Here is an 18066-nt window from a genome sequence, read left to right as displayed (position 1 = left end):
TAAGGAACTCGGCAAAATGCCCCCGTAACTTCGGGAGAAGGGGGGCCGCTTCTGGTGATCCGTTTTACGCGGGGAGCTGGGGGTGGCCGCAGAGACCAGCGAGAAGCGACTGTTTACTAAAAACACAGGTCCGTGCGAAGCTGTAAGGCGATGTATACGGACTGACGCCTGCCCGGTGCTGGAACGTTAAGGGGACCGGTTAGTCGGGTTTCGATCCGGCGAAGCTGAGAACTTAAGCGCCAGTAAACGGCGGTGGTAACTATAACCATCCTAAGGTAGCGAAATTCCTTGTCGGGTAAGTTCCGACCTGCACGAATGGCGTAACGACTTCTCGACTGTCTCAACCATAGGCCCGGTGAAATTGCATTACGAGTAAAGATGCTCGTTTCGCGCAGCAGGACGGAAAGACCCCGGGACCTTTACTATAGCTTGATATTGGTGTTCGGTTCGGCTTGTGTAGGATAGGTGGGAGACTGTGAAGCGGCCACGCCAGTGGTTGTGGAGTCGTCGTTGAAATACCACTCTGGTCGTGTTGGATGTCTAACCTGGGTCCGTGATCCGGATCGGGGACAGTGTCTGGTGGGTAGTTTAACTGGGGCGGTTGCCTCCTAAAGAGTAACGGAGGCGCCCAAAGGTTCCCTCAGCCTGGTTGGTCATCAGGTGGTGAGTGTAAGTGCACAAGGGAGCTTGACTGCGAGACTGACGGGTCGAGCAGGTGCGAAAGCAGGGACTAGTGATCCGGCGGTGGCTTGTGGGAGCGCCGTCGCTCAACGGATAAAAGGTACCCCGGGGATAACAGGCTGATCTTCCCCAAGAGTCCATATCGACGGGATGGTTTGGCACCTCGATGTCGGCTCGTCGCATCCTGGGGCTGGAGTCGGTCCCAAGGGTTGGGCTGTTCGCCCATTAAAGCGGCACGCGAGCTGGGTTTAGAACGTCGTGAGACAGTTCGGTCCCTATCCGCTGCGCGCGTAGGAGTCTTGAGAAGGGCTGTCCCTAGTACGAGAGGACCGGGACGGACGGACCTCTGGTGTGCCAGTTGTTCTGCCAAGGGCATGGCTGGTTGGCTACGTTCGGGAGGGATAACCGCTGAAAGCATCTAAGCGGGAAGCCTGCTTCGAGATGAGGACTCCCACCCCCATGAGGGGTTAAGGCCCCCTGTAGACGACGGGGTTGATAGGCCGGATCTGGAAGCCCTGTGAGGGGTGGAGGTGACCGGTACTAATAGGCCGAGGGCTTGTCCATAGCTGCTTGCGTCCACTGTGCGGGTTCTGAAACAACAACCCACCCACACCACACCGGTGTTCTGCCGGTATGAGGGGTGTGGGGGATAGTTTCATAGTGTTTCGGTGGTCATAGCGTTGGGGAAACGCCCGGTCTCATTCCGAACCCGGAAGCTAAGCCCGACCGCGCCGATGGTACTGCATGGGGGACCGTGTGGGAGAGTAGGTCACCGCCGAACAATTCTTGGATTCAACCCCTGGGCTGTCGCCCAGGGGTTGAGTCATTTCCGGGGTCCTTGCAGACTGGGACAATGGCCGAGGAGATAGCCGCGCTTCGTTGGGAAGAGCCGTTGGACGGCAGGGACGGCCCCGCCGTCGTCCTGCTGGATCAGACGCGACTGCCCGCCGACGAGGTGGAGTTGGTATGTGCCGACGTGCCGGTGTTGGTGCGGGCGATTCAGACGCTTGCCGTGCGGGGTGCCCCGTTGCTGGGTATTGCCGGCGCGTACGGCGTTGCCTTGGCGGCTGCGCGGGGCGATGACGTCGACCAGGCCGCCGAGCTGCTGGCCGGGGCGCGGCCGACCGCCGTGAATCTGGCGTACGGCGTACGGAAGGCGCAGAGCGCCCTTCGCGCCGCCCTGGAGGCCGGGGACGGTGACGCCGGGGCGGCCGGGGCCGCGCTTGCCGAGGCGCGACGGTTGCATGCCGATGATGCGCGGGCCAGTGCGCGGATGGCTGAGCACGGGCTGAGGCTGCTCGGCGAGCTGGTGCCCCAGGGCGGTTTTCGGGTGCTCACGCACTGCAACACCGGGGCTCTGGTCTCCGGTGGCGGGGGTACGGCCCTGGCGGTGGTGCTGGCGGCGCACCGGTCCGGGGAGCTGCGGCGGCTGTGGGTGGACGAGACCCGTCCGCTCCTGCAGGGGGCCCGGCTGACCACGTACGAGGCAGGGCGGGCGGGGATGCCGTACACGCTGCTGACGGACAACGCGGCCGGGTCGCTGTTCGCGGACGGGCAGGTGGACGCGGTGATCCTGGGCGCGGACCGGATCGCGGCGGACGGGTCGGTGGCCAACAAGGTCGGGACGTATCCGCTGGCGGTGCTCGCCCGCTACCATCAGGTTCCGTTCCTCGTCGTCGCGCCGACGACGACGGTGGACTTCAGTACGCCGGACGGCTCGGCCATCGAGGTGGAGCAGCGGGCCGGGGGCGAGGTCACGGAGTTCTCCGTGCCGCACGCCGCCGGGTCGGGTCCGGGGCAGGCCGCGGTGACCTACGCGGTCGCACCTGCGGGCACGCAGGCGTACAACCCGGCGTTCGACGTCACCCCACCGGAGCTGGTCACGGCTCTGGTCACGGAGCGTGGGGTGGCCTCGCCGGTGACGGGGGATTCACTCGCGGAGCTGGTTGTGCGTTGACCGAGAGTGATCGTCAGGGGAAGAGGTGCGTTCCGGCGGTGGCCGGGGCGTGACCTGGGACACGGGATTCTCTGTATGGGATGTGTAAATGGGATGATGTCGTCATGAAGGGACGCGTTCTCGTCGTCGACGACGACACCGCACTGGCCGAGATGCTCGGCATCGTGTTGCGCGGGGAAGGCTTCGAGCCGTCATTTGTCTCGGACGGTGACAAGGCTCTTGCCGCGTTTCGCGAGTCGAAGCCCGACCTGGTGCTTCTTGACCTCATGCTGCCCGGCCGGGACGGTATCGAGGTCTGCCGCCTGATCAGGGCGGAGTCTGGTGTGCCGATCGTCATGCTGACGGCGAAAAGCGACACCGTGGACGTTGTCGTGGGCCTGGAATCCGGGGCCGACGACTACATCGTCAAGCCGTTCAAGCCCAAGGAGCTGGTGGCCCGTATCCGGGCCCGGCTGCGCCGGTCGGAGGAGCCGGTGCCGGAGCAGTTGGCGATCGGCGATCTGGTGATCGACGTCGCCGGGCATTCGGTGAAGCGCGGCGGCGAGCCGATCGCACTGACGCCGCTGGAGTTCGACCTGCTGGTGGCGCTGGCGCGCAAGCCGTGGCAGGTCTTCACGCGCGAGGTGCTGCTGGAGCAGGTCTGGGGCTATCGGCACGCCGCCGACACCCGGCTGGTGAACGTCCACGTGCAGCGGCTGCGCTCGAAGGTGGAGAAGGACCCGGAGAAGCCGGAGATCGTGGTGACCGTCCGCGGCGTCGGCTACAAGGCGGGACCGAGCTGACGTGTTCCGCGTGCTGCCGCGGGAAGGCGTGCCCGGCGGGCCGGTGCAGCCGTTCGTCCGGCTGTGCGTGCGCTGGGTGCGCCGCCCGTTGCACATCGCGACGAAGCTGTACCGGCGGAACATCCAGTTGCGGGTGGTCGCGACCACCCTGCTGATGTCGCTGGGTGTCGTCGTGCTGCTCGGCATCGTCGTCATCGGGCAGGTCCGCAACGGCCTGCTGGAGGCGAAGCTCGGTGCCGCGCACGGGCAGGCGCAGAGCGGCTTCGCGCAGGCGGAGATACGGGGTGCGTCCGAGGAGCCCGGCAGCGGCAGCGAGGCCACGGCGCCCGTGAACTCCGCGGAGTGGCGGGCGGCCCTGGTGGAGCAGCTCATGGGCAGCGGGCAGGGCGTGGTGTCCGTACTGGTGATGAGCTCCAGCGTGAACAACGAGGCCACCGGCTCGTCCGACAATCCGCGCGGCTCGCTCGTCTCGGACGACACGTCGGTGGACAGCATCCCGGCCGATCTGCGCGAGAAGGTCGACCGCGGCGGCGGGTCCGGGATCTACGAGCAGTACGCGCGCGTCTGGAAGCGCGGCTCGGACGAGAGCGAGCCCTCGCTGATCATCGGCAAGCGGCTGAACGACCCGAACAACAACCCGTACCAGCTCTACTTCGTCTTCCCCTTCACCCAGGAGGAGAAGACGCTGAGCCTGGTGAAGGGGACGCTGGCGACGGCCGGGGTGTTCGTGGTGGTGCTGCTCGGGGCCATCGCCTGGCTCGTCGTACGGCAGGTGGTCACGCCGGTGCGGATGGCCGCAGGCATCGCCGAGCGGCTGGCGGCCGGGCGGCTCCAGGAACGGATGAAGGTCAGCGGCGAGGACGACATCGCGCGGCTCGGCCAGTCGTTCAACAAGATGGCGCAGAACCTCCAGGTGAAGATCCAGCAGCTCGAAGAGCTGTCGCGGATGCAGCGCCGCTTCGTCTCCGACGTCTCGCACGAGCTGCGCACCCCGCTGACGACGGTGCGGATGGCCGCGGACGTCATCCATGAGGCGCGCGGGGACTTCGATCCGGTGACCTCGCGCTCCGCGGAGCTGCTACTTGATCAGTTGGACAGGTTCGAGTCGCTGCTCTCCGACCTGCTGGAGATCAGCCGCTTCGACGCGGGTGCCGCGGCGCTGGACGCCGAGCCCGTCGACCTGCGGGAGATCGTGCGGCGCGTCGTGGGCGGGGCGCAGATGCTGGCGGACGCCAAGGGCGGGCGGCTGCTCGTCAAGGGCGACGAGCGGCCGGTGATCGCGGAGGTCGACGCGCGGCGCGTGGAGCGGGTGCTGCGCAATCTGGTCGTCAACGCCGTGGAGCACGGCGAGGGCCGCGATGTCGTCGTACGCCTCGGGGCGTCGGAGAGCGCGGTCGCGGTGGCGGTGCGCGACTATGGCGTGGGGCTGAAGCCCGGCGAGGCGACGCGGGTGTTCAACCGTTTCTGGCGCGCCGATCCGGCCCGTGCCCGTACCACGGGTGGGACCGGGCTGGGGCTGTCGATCTCGCTGGAGGATGCGCGGCTGCACGGCGGCTGGCTGCAGGCGTGGGGCGAGCCGGGCGGCGGGTCGCAGTTCCGGCTGACGCTGCCGCGGACGGGCGGGGAGCCGCTGCACGGCTCGCCGGTGCCGCTGGAGCCGGAGGACTCGCGGGCGCGGCGGGCGGCGCGGAAGGTGCAGGAGCCGGGCGCGGTGAGCGTGGCGAAGGTCGGTGGTTCCGCGGGCGGTGAGCTGCTGGGGACCGTACCGGCGCAGGGCGGACGTGGGACGGCCGCCGCCGCGCGGGCGGCGGCGCCGCGGCCCGCGGCGCGGGCGGAGGCGGACCCGACGGCGCTGCCGGGCAGCGGGCGGCGGGTCAGCGGCTATGCGGGGGCGGCCGACGAGGTGCCGGGTGCCCGGAGCGAGGATGGGCCCGAGAACGGCTCTGAGGGCGTCCCTGAGGGGGGCGCAGGCGGCGGTGAGGTCCCTAGTGAGGTCGGCGGCGAGGGGGAGCGCGGTGGTCGCGTCTAGGCGTACGGGAGAGGCGTCGGCGGTACGCGGGCGGGGGCGCCGGACGGCGGGCCGCGGCCCGGGTGCGTACCGGCGCCGGCTGCCGGCCCGTACGCGCCGCTACGCCACCGTCGCGCTGCTCGGCGGCTTCCTGCTCCTCGCCGGCTGCGCGTCGATGCCGGACAGCGGGGGCGTGCACCAGGTGCCGCTGTCGGAGCAGCGCGAGGATCCACGCGCGCGTACGTACGCGGAGCGGCCGGAGCCCGGTGCCAGCCCGCAGCGCATCGTGTCCGACTTCCTGGAGGCCCTGCGCAGCGACGACTACGCCACCGTCGCCAAGGCGTATCTGACGAAGAAGGCGCGCAGTTGGACTCCCGGCGAGACGACGGTGCTGGCCGAGGCGCCCACGGTGTCGGAGCAGCCGATGGCCGGGCCGAAGCCGGTGAACGGCGACAAGATGACCACGGCGGTCGTCCAACTGAGCGGCGACAAGGTCGCGTGGCTCAACGACGCGGGCACGTACACGCCGGATGAGCGGGTGTACAACCTGAACATCGAGCTGTCGAAGGAGGGCAAGTCCGGGCAGTGGCGGATCGTGGATCCGCCGCGCGGGCTGGTGATCAGCCGGGCGGACTTCGAGCGGACCTTCCAGTCGGCGTCGACGTACCACTTCACGGCGCGCAGCAGGGACACGCTGGTGGCCGACCCCGTGTACGTACGGCGGCGGATCGACCCCGTGACGGACGCGGTGCGCACGCTGCTCGACGGGCCGGGCGGGCTGATCGGCACGGTGACGGAGACGACGTTCCCGGAGCGCACCGCGCTGGCGAAGAACCAGCGGCTGACGGTCGACGAGGAGGGCACGCTGCGGGTGCGGCTCGCGCTGGAGACGAAGCCGGGCCTGCACACGTGCGAGCGGATGGCGGCGCAGGTGCTGCACACCGCGGAGAGCCAGGAGGGCGTGCGTGTCGACAATGTGGAGCTGCTGACGGCCAGGGACACCAAGCTGTGCGACCTGAGCGCGACGGCGGGCGAGCGGTATGCGCCGGACCGGCTGGCGCGGCATCCGTCCTCGCTCTACTTCATCGACGCCAAGAACCGGCTGGTACGGACCTCGTCGGGGCCGGACGCGGGCGAGGCCGGGCCGGCGACGGTGATCAGCCCGCTCGGCGACGGCAAGCCGGCGATCGGGTCGGCGGCGGTGGCCCGTTCGGAGAAGAAGGCGGCCGGTGTGACGGCGACGGGGCGCGCGCTGTACGTGTCGTCGCTGGACGAGTCCTCGGCGCTGGGGGAGCCGCTGCTGACCAGCGGTGCCACCGAGGCGCAGGCCGCGCGGGGCGACGGGCTGACCGCGGCGAGCTGGGACGGGCTGGGCGACCTGTGGGTGGCCGACCGGGTCGGCGGGGAGTCGCGGCTGTACTGGATGGCGGGCGGGACCGCGGATCCGGTGCGTATCGACGTCACGGGTCTTGAGGGGCGGATCGAGGCGCTGCGGATGTCGGCGGAGGGGGCGCGGATCGCGCTGGTCGTCAGCGAGGGGTCGGAGAGCCGGCTGGTGCTGGGGGCGGTGTCGGTGAAGGACGGCGTGCCGGTGGTGGCGCAGTTGCGCGACACGGGAGCGCTGGAGGAGGTGCGGGCCGTGTCGTGGGCGGGCGAGAGCCGGCTGCTGGTCGTAGGGCGGGAGTCCGAGGGCGTGCAGCAGATGCGGCTGGTGTCGACGGACGGGTCGGTGCCGCCGGCGGCGGAGCTGGGGCAGGGGCTGACCGGGGTGACGGCGGTGGCGGCGGCGGAGGACGGTACGAAGCCGCTGGTGGCGGCGTCGGAGGACGGGATCGTGCGGCTGCCGCAGAACGCGTACTGGAAGGCGGTGCCGGGCGGGGAGGGGGGCACGGCGCCGGTGTATCCGGGGTAGGCGGTCGCGGGTTCTGCCGCCGGGTTGTCCACAGCCGGGGGGTTGTCCACAGGGGTCGCGGGGTGTCGGTGGCGGCGGGCATCGTGGACGCATGCGGGGGACAGGGCGGGAACTGGCGGGGTTGATGCTGCCGGCCGGCTGCGCGGGATGCGGGGCGGGCCGGGGCGCGGGGGCGCTGTGCGCGGGGTGTGCGGCGGAGCTGACGGCGGGGGCGGTGCGGCGCGTGGCGCCCCGGCCGCGGCCGCCGGGGCTGCCCGCGGTGTATGCGGCGGTGGCGTACGCGGGCGCGGCGAGGTCGGCGCTGCTGGCCCACAAGGAGCGGGGCGCGCTGTGCCTGGCCCACCCCCTGGGCACGGCCCTGGCAGCGGGGGTGCGGGTGTGCGGGGACGGCGGGGAGCGGGTGGTGCTTGTGCCGGTGCCGTCGGCGCGGGGGGCCGTGGTGCGGCGGGGGCACGATCCGGTGCGGCGTCTCGCTCTCGTGGCCGCGGAGCGGCTGCGGCGGGGCGGGATACGGGCGGAGTTGCTGCCGGTGCTGCGGCAGCGGCGGGCGGTGGCCGACCAGGCGGGGCTGAGCGCGGTGGCGCGGCAGCGGAACGTGTCGGGGGCGCTGGAGGTGGTGCGGGGCGGTGCGCTGCGGTTGCGCGCGCCCGGGTGCCGGGTCGTGCTCGTCGACGACGTGCTGACGACGGGGGCGTCCCTCGCGGAGGCGGCGCGGGCCGTGCGCGCGGCAGGCTGCCATCGCGGGCTCGCGGCGGCCGTCGTGGCCGCGCCGCGCGACGCGTTCGAAGCCGGTCGCGCGTGTTGGCTCCCTTGACTGCAATCTTACGTTTCCGCAGGTAGAAAGGAGGTATAAGCACCTGATCGGACTACAGTCGTCTCAGGGGGTGCCGCAGCATCTCAGGCGAGCTATGTTCGATTGTGAGGAGGCTGTGAGGACAGTGGATGGGCCGAATCCGCTGGATCCGATGGGGTGTCGATCTTGTCTGTGGGGGAGGAGGAGGTGAAAGCCGGCCCTCCGTGACCAGGGGGACCGGCGGCAGAGAACCCCGAGGCTCCGGCACGAACCGGGGCCCGAGCGCACCAAGGGACCGGCTTCGCCCGTCAGCTCAGCGGTACGCGGAGCCGTTCCAGAACGGAGTTCTGCGTGGACATCGTCGTCAAGGGCCGCAAGACCGAGGTTCCCGAGCGGTTTCGTCGGCATGTGGCCGAGAAGCTGAAGCTGGACAAGATCCAGAAGTTCGACGGCAAGGTGATGAGCCTTGATGTCGAGGTGTCCAAGGAGCACAACCCGCGGCTGGCCGACCGCTGCGACCGGGTGGAGATCACAGTTCACTCCCGGGGGCCCGTGGTGCGCGCCGAGGCGGCCGCGGCCGACCCGTACGCAGCCCTGGACCTGGCGACGGCCAAGCTGGAGGCGAGGCTGCGCAAGCAGCACGACAAGCGCAAGACCAGGCGGCCCGGCAAGGACCGCCGGACGGCCGCGGAGGTGGGCGAGGTCGTCGCGCACGCGGCGCAGCTCACCGACGACGGGGAGCTGACGACCCCGTCGATGGAGACGACGGCGGAGCGCGAGCTGCTGGAGAGCGGCTCCCGGCTCCACCGCCGCGGACCACTGGAGGTGGACGGCGACGGCCCGCTCGTGGTGCGGGAGAAGACGCACGCCGCCCCGCCGATGACGCTGGACCAGGCGCTCTACGAGATGGAACTCGTGGGGCACGACTTCTATCTCTTCGTCGACTCCGACAAGAAACTGCCCAGCGTTGTCTACCGCAGGCACGCATATGACTATGGCGTGATCCACCTCGACCCGTATCTGATCGAGGAGTCGCTGCCCGACGGTGCAGGGGGCGCCCTGGGCGGCTGAAAGGCGACGGTAGGCGGGCGGCGGGGGCGTCCCCCCGCCGCCCGATCGTGAAATCATGTGCGCGCACGGCAATGTCGGTGCCTGGGGGCAAGCGTGGCGGAGTTCGAGCTGAGCGGAGCTGGTGAGCCGAAGGCGACGGTCGGTCCCCGGGAGGAGCCGATTCGCGTCCTCGTCGTGGACGACCATGAGCTCTTCCGCCGCGGCTTGGAGATCGTCCTCGCGCAGGAGGAGGACATTCAGGTCGTCGGCGAGGCGGGCGACGGCGCCGAGGCCGTGGACAAGGCCGCCGATCTCCTTCCCGACATCGTGCTGATGGACATCCGGATGCCGCGGCGCAGCGGCATCGAGGCGTGCACGGCCATCAAGGAAGTCGCCCCCAGCGCGAAGATCATCATGTTGACGATCAGCGACGAGGAAGCCGACCTCTACGACGCGATCAAGGCGGGCGCGACGGGCTATCTGCTCAAGGAGATCTCCACCGACGAGGTCTCCACCGCGATCCGCGCCGTGGCGGACGGGCAGTCGCAGATCAGCCCCTCGATGGCGTCGAAGCTGCTGACCGAGTTCAAGTCGATGATCCAGCGCACCGACGAGCGGCGGCTCGTGCCGGCGCCGCGGCTGACCGACCGCGAGCTGGAAGTGCTCAAGCTCGTGGCCACCGGGATGAACAACCGCGACATCGCCAAAGAGCTGTTCATCAGCGAGAACACGGTGAAGAACCACGTGCGCAACATCCTGGAGAAGCTGCAGTTGCACTCCCGGATGGAAGCCGTCGTCTACGCGATGCGCGAGAAGATCCTCGAAATCCGCTGACGCCCCACGGGCGCCGCGGCGGCGCCCGGGCCCCGCGCGCACATGATGCCGCGGGGCCAGGCGGCCGGGGCTTCAGCCCGCGGCCACGGCCTTCTCCGCCGCCCGTGCGAGTGGCGTGTGCAGCTCCGGCGGGCTGACCCGCTCCACCCGCACCGACTGCGCGCCGACCCAGGTAGCCGCCTCCGCGAGCGCCGCCGCCGTGGGCTCCACGGCCTTCGCCGGCGTGACGCCGTTCGGCCGGTCCGCGCCGAGCGTCACCTGGCGGGCGACGAGCGTGTTCCCCTCGCGCCCCGGGTCGACCCGGCCGACGAGCCTGCCGCCGGCGAGCACCGGCATGGCGAAATACCCGTGTATCCGCTGGGGCTTCGGCACGTACGCCTCCAGCCGGTGCGTCAGTCCGAAGATCCGCTCCGTACGCGGCCGGTCCCAGATCAGGGAGTCGAACGGGGAGAGCAGCGTCGTCCTGTGCCGCCCCCGCGGGGCGTCTGCCAGCGCCTCCGGGTCGGCCCAGGCCGGCTTGCCCCAGCCCTCGACCTCCACCTCGACCAGGTCCGTGTCCCCCACGACGGCGGCGACCTGCTCGCCCTTGAGACGGTGATAATCAGCCAGGTCCGCGCGCGTGGCTACACCGAGGGCCCGGCCCGCCTGAAGGACGAGCCGGCGCAGGCACTCCTCGTCCGTCAGGTCGTCGTGGAACAGGGTGTCCGGGACGGCGCGCTCCGCCAGGTCGTACACCCGCTTCCAGCCGCGCCGGGCCGTGACGACGACCTCGCCTGCGTCGAGCAGCGTCTCCACCGCGATCTTCGTCTCCGACCAGTCCCACCACGGGCCGCCCTTCTTCGCCCCGCCCAGGTCCGTGGAGGTCAGCGGGCCATCGGCGCGCAGCCGGTCCACGACGGCGGCGCGGGAGCCCTCCGGGTCCTGCAGACGGTGCCAGCGGTAGCCGCGGGCGCGGCGGTCCCGGCGGCGGAAGGCGAACAGCGGCCACTCCTCGATGGGCAGGATGCAGGCCGCGTGCGACCAGTACTCGAACGCGGCCGTCCCCGACCAGTACGCCGACTCCACGGCCTCGCGTCCGATGGCGCCCAGGCGCGCGTACGGCACCAGCTCGTGCGACCGGGCGAGCACCGAAATCGTGTCCAACTGCACCGCGCCCAGCCGCCGCAGCACCCCGCGGGCACCGGCGCGGCGGTCGGACGCGCCGAGCAGCCCCTGGGCGCGCAGGGCGATACGGCGGGCGTCGTCGGCGGAGAGAGACACGTTCGTGGTCATGCCGGCGAGCGTAGAGCCTGCCTCTGACAACCCCGTCCAGGAGCCTGTCCGGCGCCCCGACCTGCCCCGGCGCCCGGCCTGTCCCGCCTGCGGGTCAGCCCGCCGTCCGCGCCGGGTACGTCACAGGTGCCCCGTACGGCACCTGCGGGGCCAGGCCCATGTCCGACGGCAGCAGCGAGGCCACCCAGGCGTCCCGCCGCACGCCCCGGTGGATGAGCCGCGAGCGCAGCACGCCCTCCATCGTGAAGCCGGCCTTGCGTGCCACCGACCGCGACCCCTCGTTCCCCACCTGCGCCAGCCACTCCAGCCGGTCCGCGCCCAGCTCCGTGAACGCCCAGCGGGCCAGCGCCGCCACGGCCTCGCCCGCATACCCCTGCCCGCGGTGCCCGGGGGCGGTCCAGAAGCCGACCGAGCGGACCCGCTCCTCCGGCCCGGCCGTCCGCCCGACGCCCGCCGAGCCCACCAGCGCGCCGCTCTCCAGGTCGGTGAGGACCAGGTCGTACTGCCGGTCCTCGCGCCAGCCGACAGGGATGATCTTCAGTACGTACTCCTCCGCGTGCTCCCGCTCGTACGGCGACGGGACCGGCAGCCAGCGCTGGATGCCGGGGTCCTGGCAGGCGGCCAGGACGGCGTCGATGTCACCGGGCTCCGCTGGGCGGAGCAGCAGGCGGTCGGTGACCAGCGTGATCGGGTCCATGGGGAAGATTGTCCGCTTTCCGGGCGGGCCGCGCCAGCAGCACAGTTGGACACCCGTGCGCCCTCGGACACTCACGGCTACGGCGACGGCGACGGATGCGGCGCCGGCAGATACGGCAACCGCGACACCAGCCCCAGGTCCGAGGGCAGCAGCGACGCCACCCAGGCGTCGCGCCGCGTGCCGTGGTTGACGAACCACGAGCGCAGCGTGCCCTCCATCGTGAACCCCGCCCGCAGCGCCACCGCCCGCGACGGCTCGTTGCCCACCTCGGCGAACCACTCCACCCGGTCGATGCCGACCTCCGTGAACGCCCACCGCACCACGGCCGCCACCGCCTCCGCCGTGTACCCGCGCCGCCGCTGCCCCGGCGCCGTCCAGTACCCCAGCTCCGCGACCCGCTCCGCGTGCCGCGACGGCGTGAAGCCGACGAGCCCCATCGAGCCCACCAGCGCCCCGCCGTCGCGGGTGAAGACGCCGAAGTTGTACATGGTGTCCTCGCGCCAGCCGGCCGGGCTGACCTTGAGGACGAAGTCCTCCGCGTGCCCGCGCCCGTACGGCGACGGTACGCGCGTCCAGCGCTGCACGTCCGGGTCCTGGCAGGCGGCCAGGACGGCGTCGATGTCGCCGGCTTCCATGGGCCGCAGCAGCAGCCGGTCGGTGTCCAGTGTGACGGGTTCCATTCACGGATTCTCCGCCCGCGCCCCCCGCCCCGCCACGGCTTTTCCGCCCCGCCACCCCCGCGTGCACCCGCCCGTCACGGCGGCCCGTCGCGCCCTTTGCGGCACTTTCCGGGGGGTTCGGACGTTGACACGTACGGTGACGGCACCTAACGTCCCTGGGCTGGACCTCCCGGGGCGCCCGCGTCCTCGCATACGATGGCCGGTGCGGCCGTGGGCTCCGCGAGGCCCGAGAGGAGCCCCAGAGGACAGGGGCCGCACCAGCGCACCCGACCGTGCCAGGCCCGACCGGCAAGGAGCCAGCCCAAAGTGTCCGTCTTCGGAAAGATCATGCGCGCAGGCGAAGGAAAGATCCTGCGCAAGCTCAACCGCATCGCGGACCAGGTCAACTCCATCGAAGAGGACTTCACCAACCTCTCCGATGCCGAGCTGCGCGCACTGACCGAGGAATACAAGCAGCGCTACGAGGACGGCGAGTCCCTCGACGACATCCTGCCCGAGGCGTTCGCCACCGTGCGCGAGGCGGCCCACCGCATCCTCGGCGAGCGGCACTACGACGTCCAGATCATGGGCGGCGTGGCGCTGCACGAGGGCTACGTGGCCGAGATGAAGACCGGCGAGGGCAAGACCCTGGTCGGCACCCTGCCCGCGTATCTGAACGCGATCTCCGGCAAGGGCGTGCACATCGTCACGGTCAACGACTACCTCGCCCAGCGCGACTCCGAGTGGATGGGCCGCGTCCACCGCTTCCTGGGCCTGTCGGTCGGCTGCATCCTCGCCAACATGCCGCCGGCGCAGCGCCGCGAGCAGTACAAGTGCGACATCACCTACGGGACGAACAACGAGTTCGGCTTCGACTACCTGCGCGACAACATGGCGTGGTCGAAGGACGAGCTGGTGCAGCGCGGCCACAACTTCGCGATCGTCGACGAGGTCGACTCCATCCTCATCGACGAGGCCCGTACGCCGCTGATCATCTCCGGCCCCGCCGACCAGGCCACCAAGTGGTACGCCGACTTCGCCAAGCTCGTCACCCGGCTGGCCAAGGGCGAGCCGGGCGACCCGCGCCTGGGCAAGCAGGAGACCGGCGACTACGACGTGGACGAGAAGAAGCGGACCGTCGCCATCCATGAGGCGGGCGTCGCCAAGGTGGAGAACTACCTGGGCATCGACAACCTCTACGAGTCCGTGAACACCCCCCTGGTCGGCTATCTGAACAACGCCATCAAGGCCAAGGAGCTGTTCAAGAAGGACAAGGACTACGTCGTCATGAACGGCGAAGTCATGATCGTCGACGAGCACACGGGCCGTATCCTCGCCGGACGCCGCTACAACGAGGGCATGCACCAGGCGATCGAGGCCAAAGAGGGCGTCGACATCAAGGACGAGAACCAGACGCTCGCCACGATCACCCTGCAGAACTTCTTCCGCCTCTACAAGCGCCACGACCGCGACGGCAAGGAAGAGCCGGGTCTGGCCGGCATGACCGGTACGGCCATGACCGAGGCCGCCGAGTTCCAGCAGATCTACAAGCTCGGCGTGGTGCCCATCCCCACCAACCGGCCGCTGGCGCGCATGGACCAGTCCGACCTGATCTACCGGACGGAAGAGGCGAAGTTCAACGCCGTCGTCGACGACATCGAGGAGAAGTACAAGAAGGGCCAGCCGGTGCTGGTCGGTACGACCTCGGTGGAGAAGTCCGAGTACCTCTCGCAGCAGCTCAGCAAGCGCGGCGTGCAGCACGAGGTGCTCAACGCCAAGCAGCACGACCGCGAGGCCATCATCGTCGCCCAGGCGGGCCGCCGGGGCGCGATCACCGTCGCCACGAACATGGCCGGCCGCGGCACCGACATCAAGCTCGGCGGCAACCCCGACGACCTCGCCGAGGCCGACCTGCGCCAGCAGGGCCTGGACCCGGTCGAGCACGCCGAGCAGTGGGCGGCGGCGCTGCCGGCCGCGCTGGAGAAGGCGGAGGCGGCGGTCAAGGCCGAGTACGAGGAGGTCAAGGACCTCGGCGGGCTGTACGTGCTGGGCACCGAGCGGCACGAGTCGCGGCGCATCGACAACCAGTTGCGCGGCCGCTCCGGCCGCCAGGGCGACCCGGGAGAGTCCCGCTTCTACCTCTCCCTCGGCGACGACCTGATGCGGCTCTTCAAGGCGCAGTTGGTGGAGCGCGTCATGTCGATGGCCAACGTGCCGGACGACGTGCCGATCGAGAACAAGATGGTCACCCGCGCCATCGCCTCCGCCCAGTCGCAGGTCGAGCAGCAGAACTTCGAGACGCGCAAGAACGTCCTGAAGTACGACGAGGTCATGAACCGCCAGCGCGAGGTCATCTACGGCGAGCGCAAGCGGGTGCTGGAGGGCGAGGACCTGCACGAGCAGGTACGCCACTTCATGGACGACACCATCGACGCCTACATCCAGGCCGAGACGGTCGAGGGCTTCGCCGAGGAGTGGGACCTCGACCGGCTGTGGCGGGCCTTCAAGCAGCTCTACCCCGTCTCCGTGACGGTCGAGGAGCTGGAGGAGGCCGCGGGCGACCGGGCGGGCATCACGCCCGAGTTCATCGAGGACATGGTCAAGGAGGACGTCCGCGCGCAGTACGAGAAGCGCGAGGAGCAGCTCGGCCCGGAGATCATGCGCGAGCTGGAGCGCCGGGTCGTGCTGTCGGTGCTGGACCGCAAGTGGCGTGAGCACCTCTACGAGATGGACTACCTCCAGGAGGGCATCCAACTGCGCGCGATGGCGCAGAAGGACCCGCTGGTGGAGTTCCAGCGCGAGGGCTTCGACATGTTCAACGCCATGATGGACGGCATCAAGGAGGAGTCCGTCGGCTACCTGTTCAACCTGGAGGTCCAGGTCGAGCAGCAGGTCGAGGAGGTTCCGGTGCAGGACGCGGCGCCCGCCGACGCCGCGCCGCAGGACGCGACCCCGGCCCCGGCGATCCTCGCCAAGGGCCTCGAGCAGCCGCAGCGCCCGGACCGGCTGCACTTCTCCGCCCCCACGGCGGAGGGCGGCGTCGCGGAGGGCGAGCTGGCCACCGACGGCGCCCAGTCCGGGGCCTCCGGCGGCTCGGGCGACGGCCGCACCCGCGCGGAGCGCCGCCGGGCCCAGAAGGGCGGCCCGAAGGGCAAGCGGCGCAAGAAGTGATGCCGTAGTACGTCACCGCACGGCGGGGCCGGTCCGGAAGGACCGGCCCCGCCGTCGTCATGCGCGGTCCCGCTCCGGGCCCGGGGCCATTTCGACCGCGGCGCACCGCCAGCGGTGGTCGGGGCCCAGTTCCAGGCGGAAGGCCAGGGCGCGGAGCCGGTCGCCCACGGCGATGCGGGCGAAGCCCTCGATGGCGTCGGGTGCGGGGCGGCAGTAGCCGCAGGCCCGCAGTTCCGGGCGGGGACCGTCGCGGAGGGGCAGGTCGTCGGCGAACGCGGCGAGTTGGTCGTAGGCGCGGCCGGTGGTGTGGCCGAGGAGCCAGTGCATCGGGCGCTGGCCGCTCAGCGCGAGCATCAGCCGTTCGGCGAACCACTCGTGCGGGCGCAGCTCCCCCGCCGGGCGGCGCGCGGGCAGGCGGCCGGGGCGGCGGGTGTCGCGCCGGTTGGGCGGGGCGGTACGGCCGCGGGGCCGCCGGGGTTTCCCCCGCGGTGTCCTGCGGGCGGGGCCCCGGCGGTGTGCCGCGTCGCATGCCGCGTCGTACGGCGGCCCCTGTGCCGGTTCGTGTGGCCGGCCGGCTGCGGCGTCCGCGGTCCGTTCGTCACCGGTCTCCGTACCGGCGGCCGGCTCGTTCCGCTCCGGCCCGCCTTCGGGCCGGGTGCGTGTGGTCGTCACGCTGTCACCCCCGTGATGCGTGTGGTTCGCGATGCCCGAAGGTCTACCGGCGAACCTCGCCACTCCGCAACGTCCGCCGCCCATTCGCCGGGCCACCGGAGGATTCACCTATCCAGGTGACTCGCCCGCTCCGGCGCCCGCCCGCCGGCCCGTCACACCTGCGACGGGCGCCGCACACGGTGCCGTCGCCGCGGGCCCGGGCAACCCACTCGGACGGGGGACCGCCGCCGTATAGTTCGCCCATGCGCGTGTACGTCCCCCTGACCCTGCCCGGCCTGGCGCGGGCGCACGAGGCCGGTGAGCTGGGCCCGGCGCCCCTGGTGGCCTATGCCGTGACCCCTGCGCTGCGCGAGTGGTACGTCTCGGACAACCTCGAAGAGCTGGAGTACGCGGCCCTCACCCGCGCCGCCCAGGCGTCGCTGCGGCTGCTGGCGATCGCCCCCGCCCCCGGTGCCCCGCCGCGCCGGGTCGTGGTCGCGGTGGAGCTGCCCGAGGGCACCGCCGCGGCCGACCCCGATCGGGGGATGGACCCGGCCGCGATCGGCGAGGTGCGGGTGGCGGCGGCCGTGCCGCTGAAGCTGGCGGCGGCGGTGCACGTGGACGCGGACGACGCGGCGGCGGACGTCGCGGCGGCGGTGGCCGCGCTGGGCGCCGCGGACGCCGGGGACGACGACGCGCGGTTCACGGTCGACGGCGCGGAGGACCACGAGCTGCTCTGGTACGGCGTACAGGAGATCGGGAACCTCGTCGGCTGAGCCGCCGGGGCCGACTGGGCCGGCCAGCGCGGCCGGGCCGACCGGCGCGGCTCTCCGGCCCGGTTGTCAGACCGGCCGGTTACCGTTCTGGGGTGCGTACACACCTCGTCTGGGACTGGAACGGCACTCTCTTCCACGACATCCACGCGGTGATAGAGGCGACGAACGCCTCCTTCACCGAGCTGGGCCTGCCGCCGATCACGCTTGAGCGCTATCGCGAGCTGTACTGCGTTCCGGTGCCGCGGTTCTACGAGCGGCTGATGGGCCGGCTGCCGACGGCCGAGGAGTGGGAGATCATGGACGAGACCTTCCACCGGCACTACTGGGTGCGCGCCGAGGAGGCCGCCCTCGCCGACGGCGCGGCGGAGTTGCTGGCGCAGCGGCGGGCAGCGGGGCAGACGCAGTCGCTGTGCTCCCTCGCGCCGCACGAGCAACTGCTGCCGATAGTGCGTTCGCACGGCATCGCGGACCACTTCGTACGGATCGACGGCCGCACCGGCCCGTCCGACAGCGGGAAGGCGGCGCACATGGTGCGCCACCTCGGCGCGCTCCAGGGCATAGACCCGGCCCGTACGGTCGTGATCGGGGACGCGGTGGACGACGCCGTGGCCGCGCGGCACGCGGGGGTACGGGCGGTGCTCTACACCGGCGGTTCGCACAGCCGCGCGAGTCTGGAGGCCGCGGGCGTCCCGGTGGTGGACAGCCTGGCGGAGGCGGTCGCGGCGGCGGACGAGCTGGCGGCGTAACGCGCCCCGGGCGGCCCGTCCGGCACCGGGCTCCACCCCTCGCTCGTACGCTCCGATGGTGACGTTCGCCACCCCCC

14 protein-coding genes and 2 rRNA genes (1 of these 16 only partly in view) are annotated in these 18066 nt (G+C 71.2%); 12 read left to right on the top strand and 4 right to left on the bottom strand.

Annotated features, from left to right (window positions below):
• From OG946_RS12595 to OG946_RS12555, 9 genes are all read left to right on the top strand, one after another.
• A 23S ribosomal RNA gene (locus tag OG946_RS12595) occupies positions 1-1245 on the top strand; it begins 1885 nt to the left of the window's first position.
• Between the two features lie 100 nt (positions 1246-1345).
• Positions 1346-1462: ribosomal RNA gene (rrf, locus tag OG946_RS12590) — 5S ribosomal RNA — on the top strand.
• A gap of 72 nt (positions 1463-1534) precedes the next feature.
• Positions 1535-2638 (top strand): S-methyl-5-thioribose-1-phosphate isomerase, encoded by a 1104-nt coding sequence (gene mtnA, locus OG946_RS12585; RefSeq protein WP_326796201.1) that lies wholly within the window; start codon positions 1535-1537, stop codon positions 2636-2638.
• Between the two features lie 104 nt (positions 2639-2742).
• Positions 2743-3420, top strand: coding sequence for a two-component system response regulator MtrA (gene mtrA, locus OG946_RS12580; protein WP_018840454.1), 678 nt, complete (start codon positions 2743-2745; stop codon positions 3418-3420).
• A 1-nt stretch (position 3421) separates the two neighbouring features.
• A complete protein-coding gene (gene mtrB, locus OG946_RS12575; RefSeq protein ID WP_326796200.1) occupies positions 3422-5449 on the top strand; it encodes an MtrAB system histidine kinase MtrB in 2028 nt (675 codons plus the stop codon).
• The gene (locus tag OG946_RS12570) at positions 5436-7340 is read left to right on the top strand and encodes an LpqB family beta-propeller domain-containing protein (RefSeq protein WP_326796199.1); all 1905 of its coding nucleotides are present in this window, start codon (positions 5436-5438) and stop codon (positions 7338-7340) included. Before mtrB ends, OG946_RS12570 begins: the two co-directional genes overlap by 14 nt.
• A gap of 91 nt (positions 7341-7431) precedes the next feature.
• Positions 7432-8154 (top strand): ComF family protein, encoded by a 723-nt coding sequence (locus OG946_RS12565; RefSeq protein ID WP_442814335.1) that lies wholly within the window; start codon positions 7432-7434, stop codon positions 8152-8154.
• 330 nt (positions 8155-8484) lie between these two features.
• Positions 8485-9204, top strand: coding sequence for a ribosome hibernation-promoting factor, HPF/YfiA family (gene hpf, locus OG946_RS12560; protein WP_326796198.1), 720 nt, complete (start codon positions 8485-8487; stop codon positions 9202-9204).
• A gap of 93 nt (positions 9205-9297) precedes the next feature.
• Complete coding sequence (locus OG946_RS12555; protein ID WP_027773850.1) at positions 9298-10017, top strand: response regulator; 720 nt, start codon at positions 9298-9300, stop codon at positions 10015-10017.
• A gap of 72 nt (positions 10018-10089) precedes the next feature.
• On the opposite strand, the gene OG946_RS12550 is transcribed toward OG946_RS12555, so the two are convergent.
• The 3 genes from OG946_RS12550 to OG946_RS12540 form a co-directional block, all read right to left on the bottom strand.
• The gene (locus OG946_RS12550; RefSeq protein WP_326796197.1) at positions 10090-11289 is read right to left on the bottom strand and encodes a winged helix-turn-helix domain-containing protein; all 1200 of its coding nucleotides are present in this window, start codon (positions 11287-11289) and stop codon (positions 10090-10092) included.
• A 94-nt stretch (positions 11290-11383) separates the two neighbouring features.
• Complete coding sequence (locus OG946_RS12545; RefSeq protein WP_326796196.1) at positions 11384-11986, bottom strand: GNAT family N-acetyltransferase; 603 nt, start codon at positions 11984-11986, stop codon at positions 11384-11386.
• Between the two features lie 77 nt (positions 11987-12063).
• Complete coding sequence (locus tag OG946_RS12540; RefSeq protein WP_326796195.1) at positions 12064-12666, bottom strand: GNAT family N-acetyltransferase; 603 nt, start codon at positions 12664-12666, stop codon at positions 12064-12066.
• A gap of 306 nt (positions 12667-12972) precedes the next feature.
• Here OG946_RS12540 and secA point away from each other — a divergent pair, with 306 nt between their 5' ends.
• Positions 12973-15816: a preprotein translocase subunit SecA gene (secA, locus tag OG946_RS12535; protein ID WP_326796194.1), complete on the top strand. Its 2844-nt coding sequence runs from the start codon at positions 12973-12975 to the stop codon at positions 15814-15816.
• A 57-nt stretch (positions 15817-15873) separates the two neighbouring features.
• On the opposite strand, the gene OG946_RS12530 is transcribed toward secA, so the two are convergent.
• A complete protein-coding gene (locus OG946_RS12530; RefSeq protein WP_326796193.1) occupies positions 15874-16488 on the bottom strand; it encodes an Rv3235 family protein in 615 nt (204 codons plus the stop codon).
• 242 nt (positions 16489-16730) lie between these two features.
• On the opposite strand from OG946_RS12530, the gene OG946_RS12525 reads away from it, so the two are divergent.
• Both OG946_RS12525 and OG946_RS12520 read left to right on the top strand, forming a co-directional pair.
• Positions 16731-17243, top strand: coding sequence for a DUF6912 family protein (locus OG946_RS12525; RefSeq protein WP_326796192.1), 513 nt, complete (start codon positions 16731-16733; stop codon positions 17241-17243).
• Positions 17244-17335: 92 nt separating this feature from the next.
• The gene (locus tag OG946_RS12520; protein ID WP_326796191.1) at positions 17336-17989 is read left to right on the top strand and encodes an HAD family hydrolase; all 654 of its coding nucleotides are present in this window, start codon (positions 17336-17338) and stop codon (positions 17987-17989) included.
• Positions 17990-18066 lie beyond the last annotated feature (77 nt).

This window comes from Streptomyces sp. NBC_01808, assembly GCF_035917395.1.
Classification (GTDB): Bacteria; Actinomycetota; Actinomycetes; order Streptomycetales; family Streptomycetaceae; genus Streptomyces.
Note: the sequence above shows the minus strand (reverse complement) of the source record. Positions and strands in the feature narration are given on the sequence as shown.

Coding starts and splice junctions, on each gene's coding strand:
- mtnA (WP_326796201.1), top strand. CDS start 1,535: ATGGCCGAGGAGATAGCCGCGCTTCGTTGGGAAGAGCCGTTGGACGGC.
- mtrA (WP_018840454.1), top strand. CDS start 2,743: ATGAAGGGACGCGTTCTCGTCGTCGACGACGACACCGCACTGGCCGAG.
- OG946_RS12565 (WP_442814335.1), top strand. CDS start 7,432: ATGCGGGGGACAGGGCGGGAACTGGCGGGGTTGATGCTGCCGGCCGGC.
- OG946_RS12550 (WP_326796197.1), bottom strand. CDS start 11,289: ATGACCACGAACGTGTCTCTCTCCGCCGACGACGCCCGCCGTATCGCC.
- OG946_RS12545 (WP_326796196.1), bottom strand. CDS start 11,986: ATGGACCCGATCACGCTGGTCACCGACCGCCTGCTGCTCCGCCCAGCG.
- OG946_RS12540 (WP_326796195.1), bottom strand. CDS start 12,666: ATGGAACCCGTCACACTGGACACCGACCGGCTGCTGCTGCGGCCCATG.
- OG946_RS12525 (WP_326796192.1), top strand. CDS start 16,731: ATGCGCGTGTACGTCCCCCTGACCCTGCCCGGCCTGGCGCGGGCGCAC.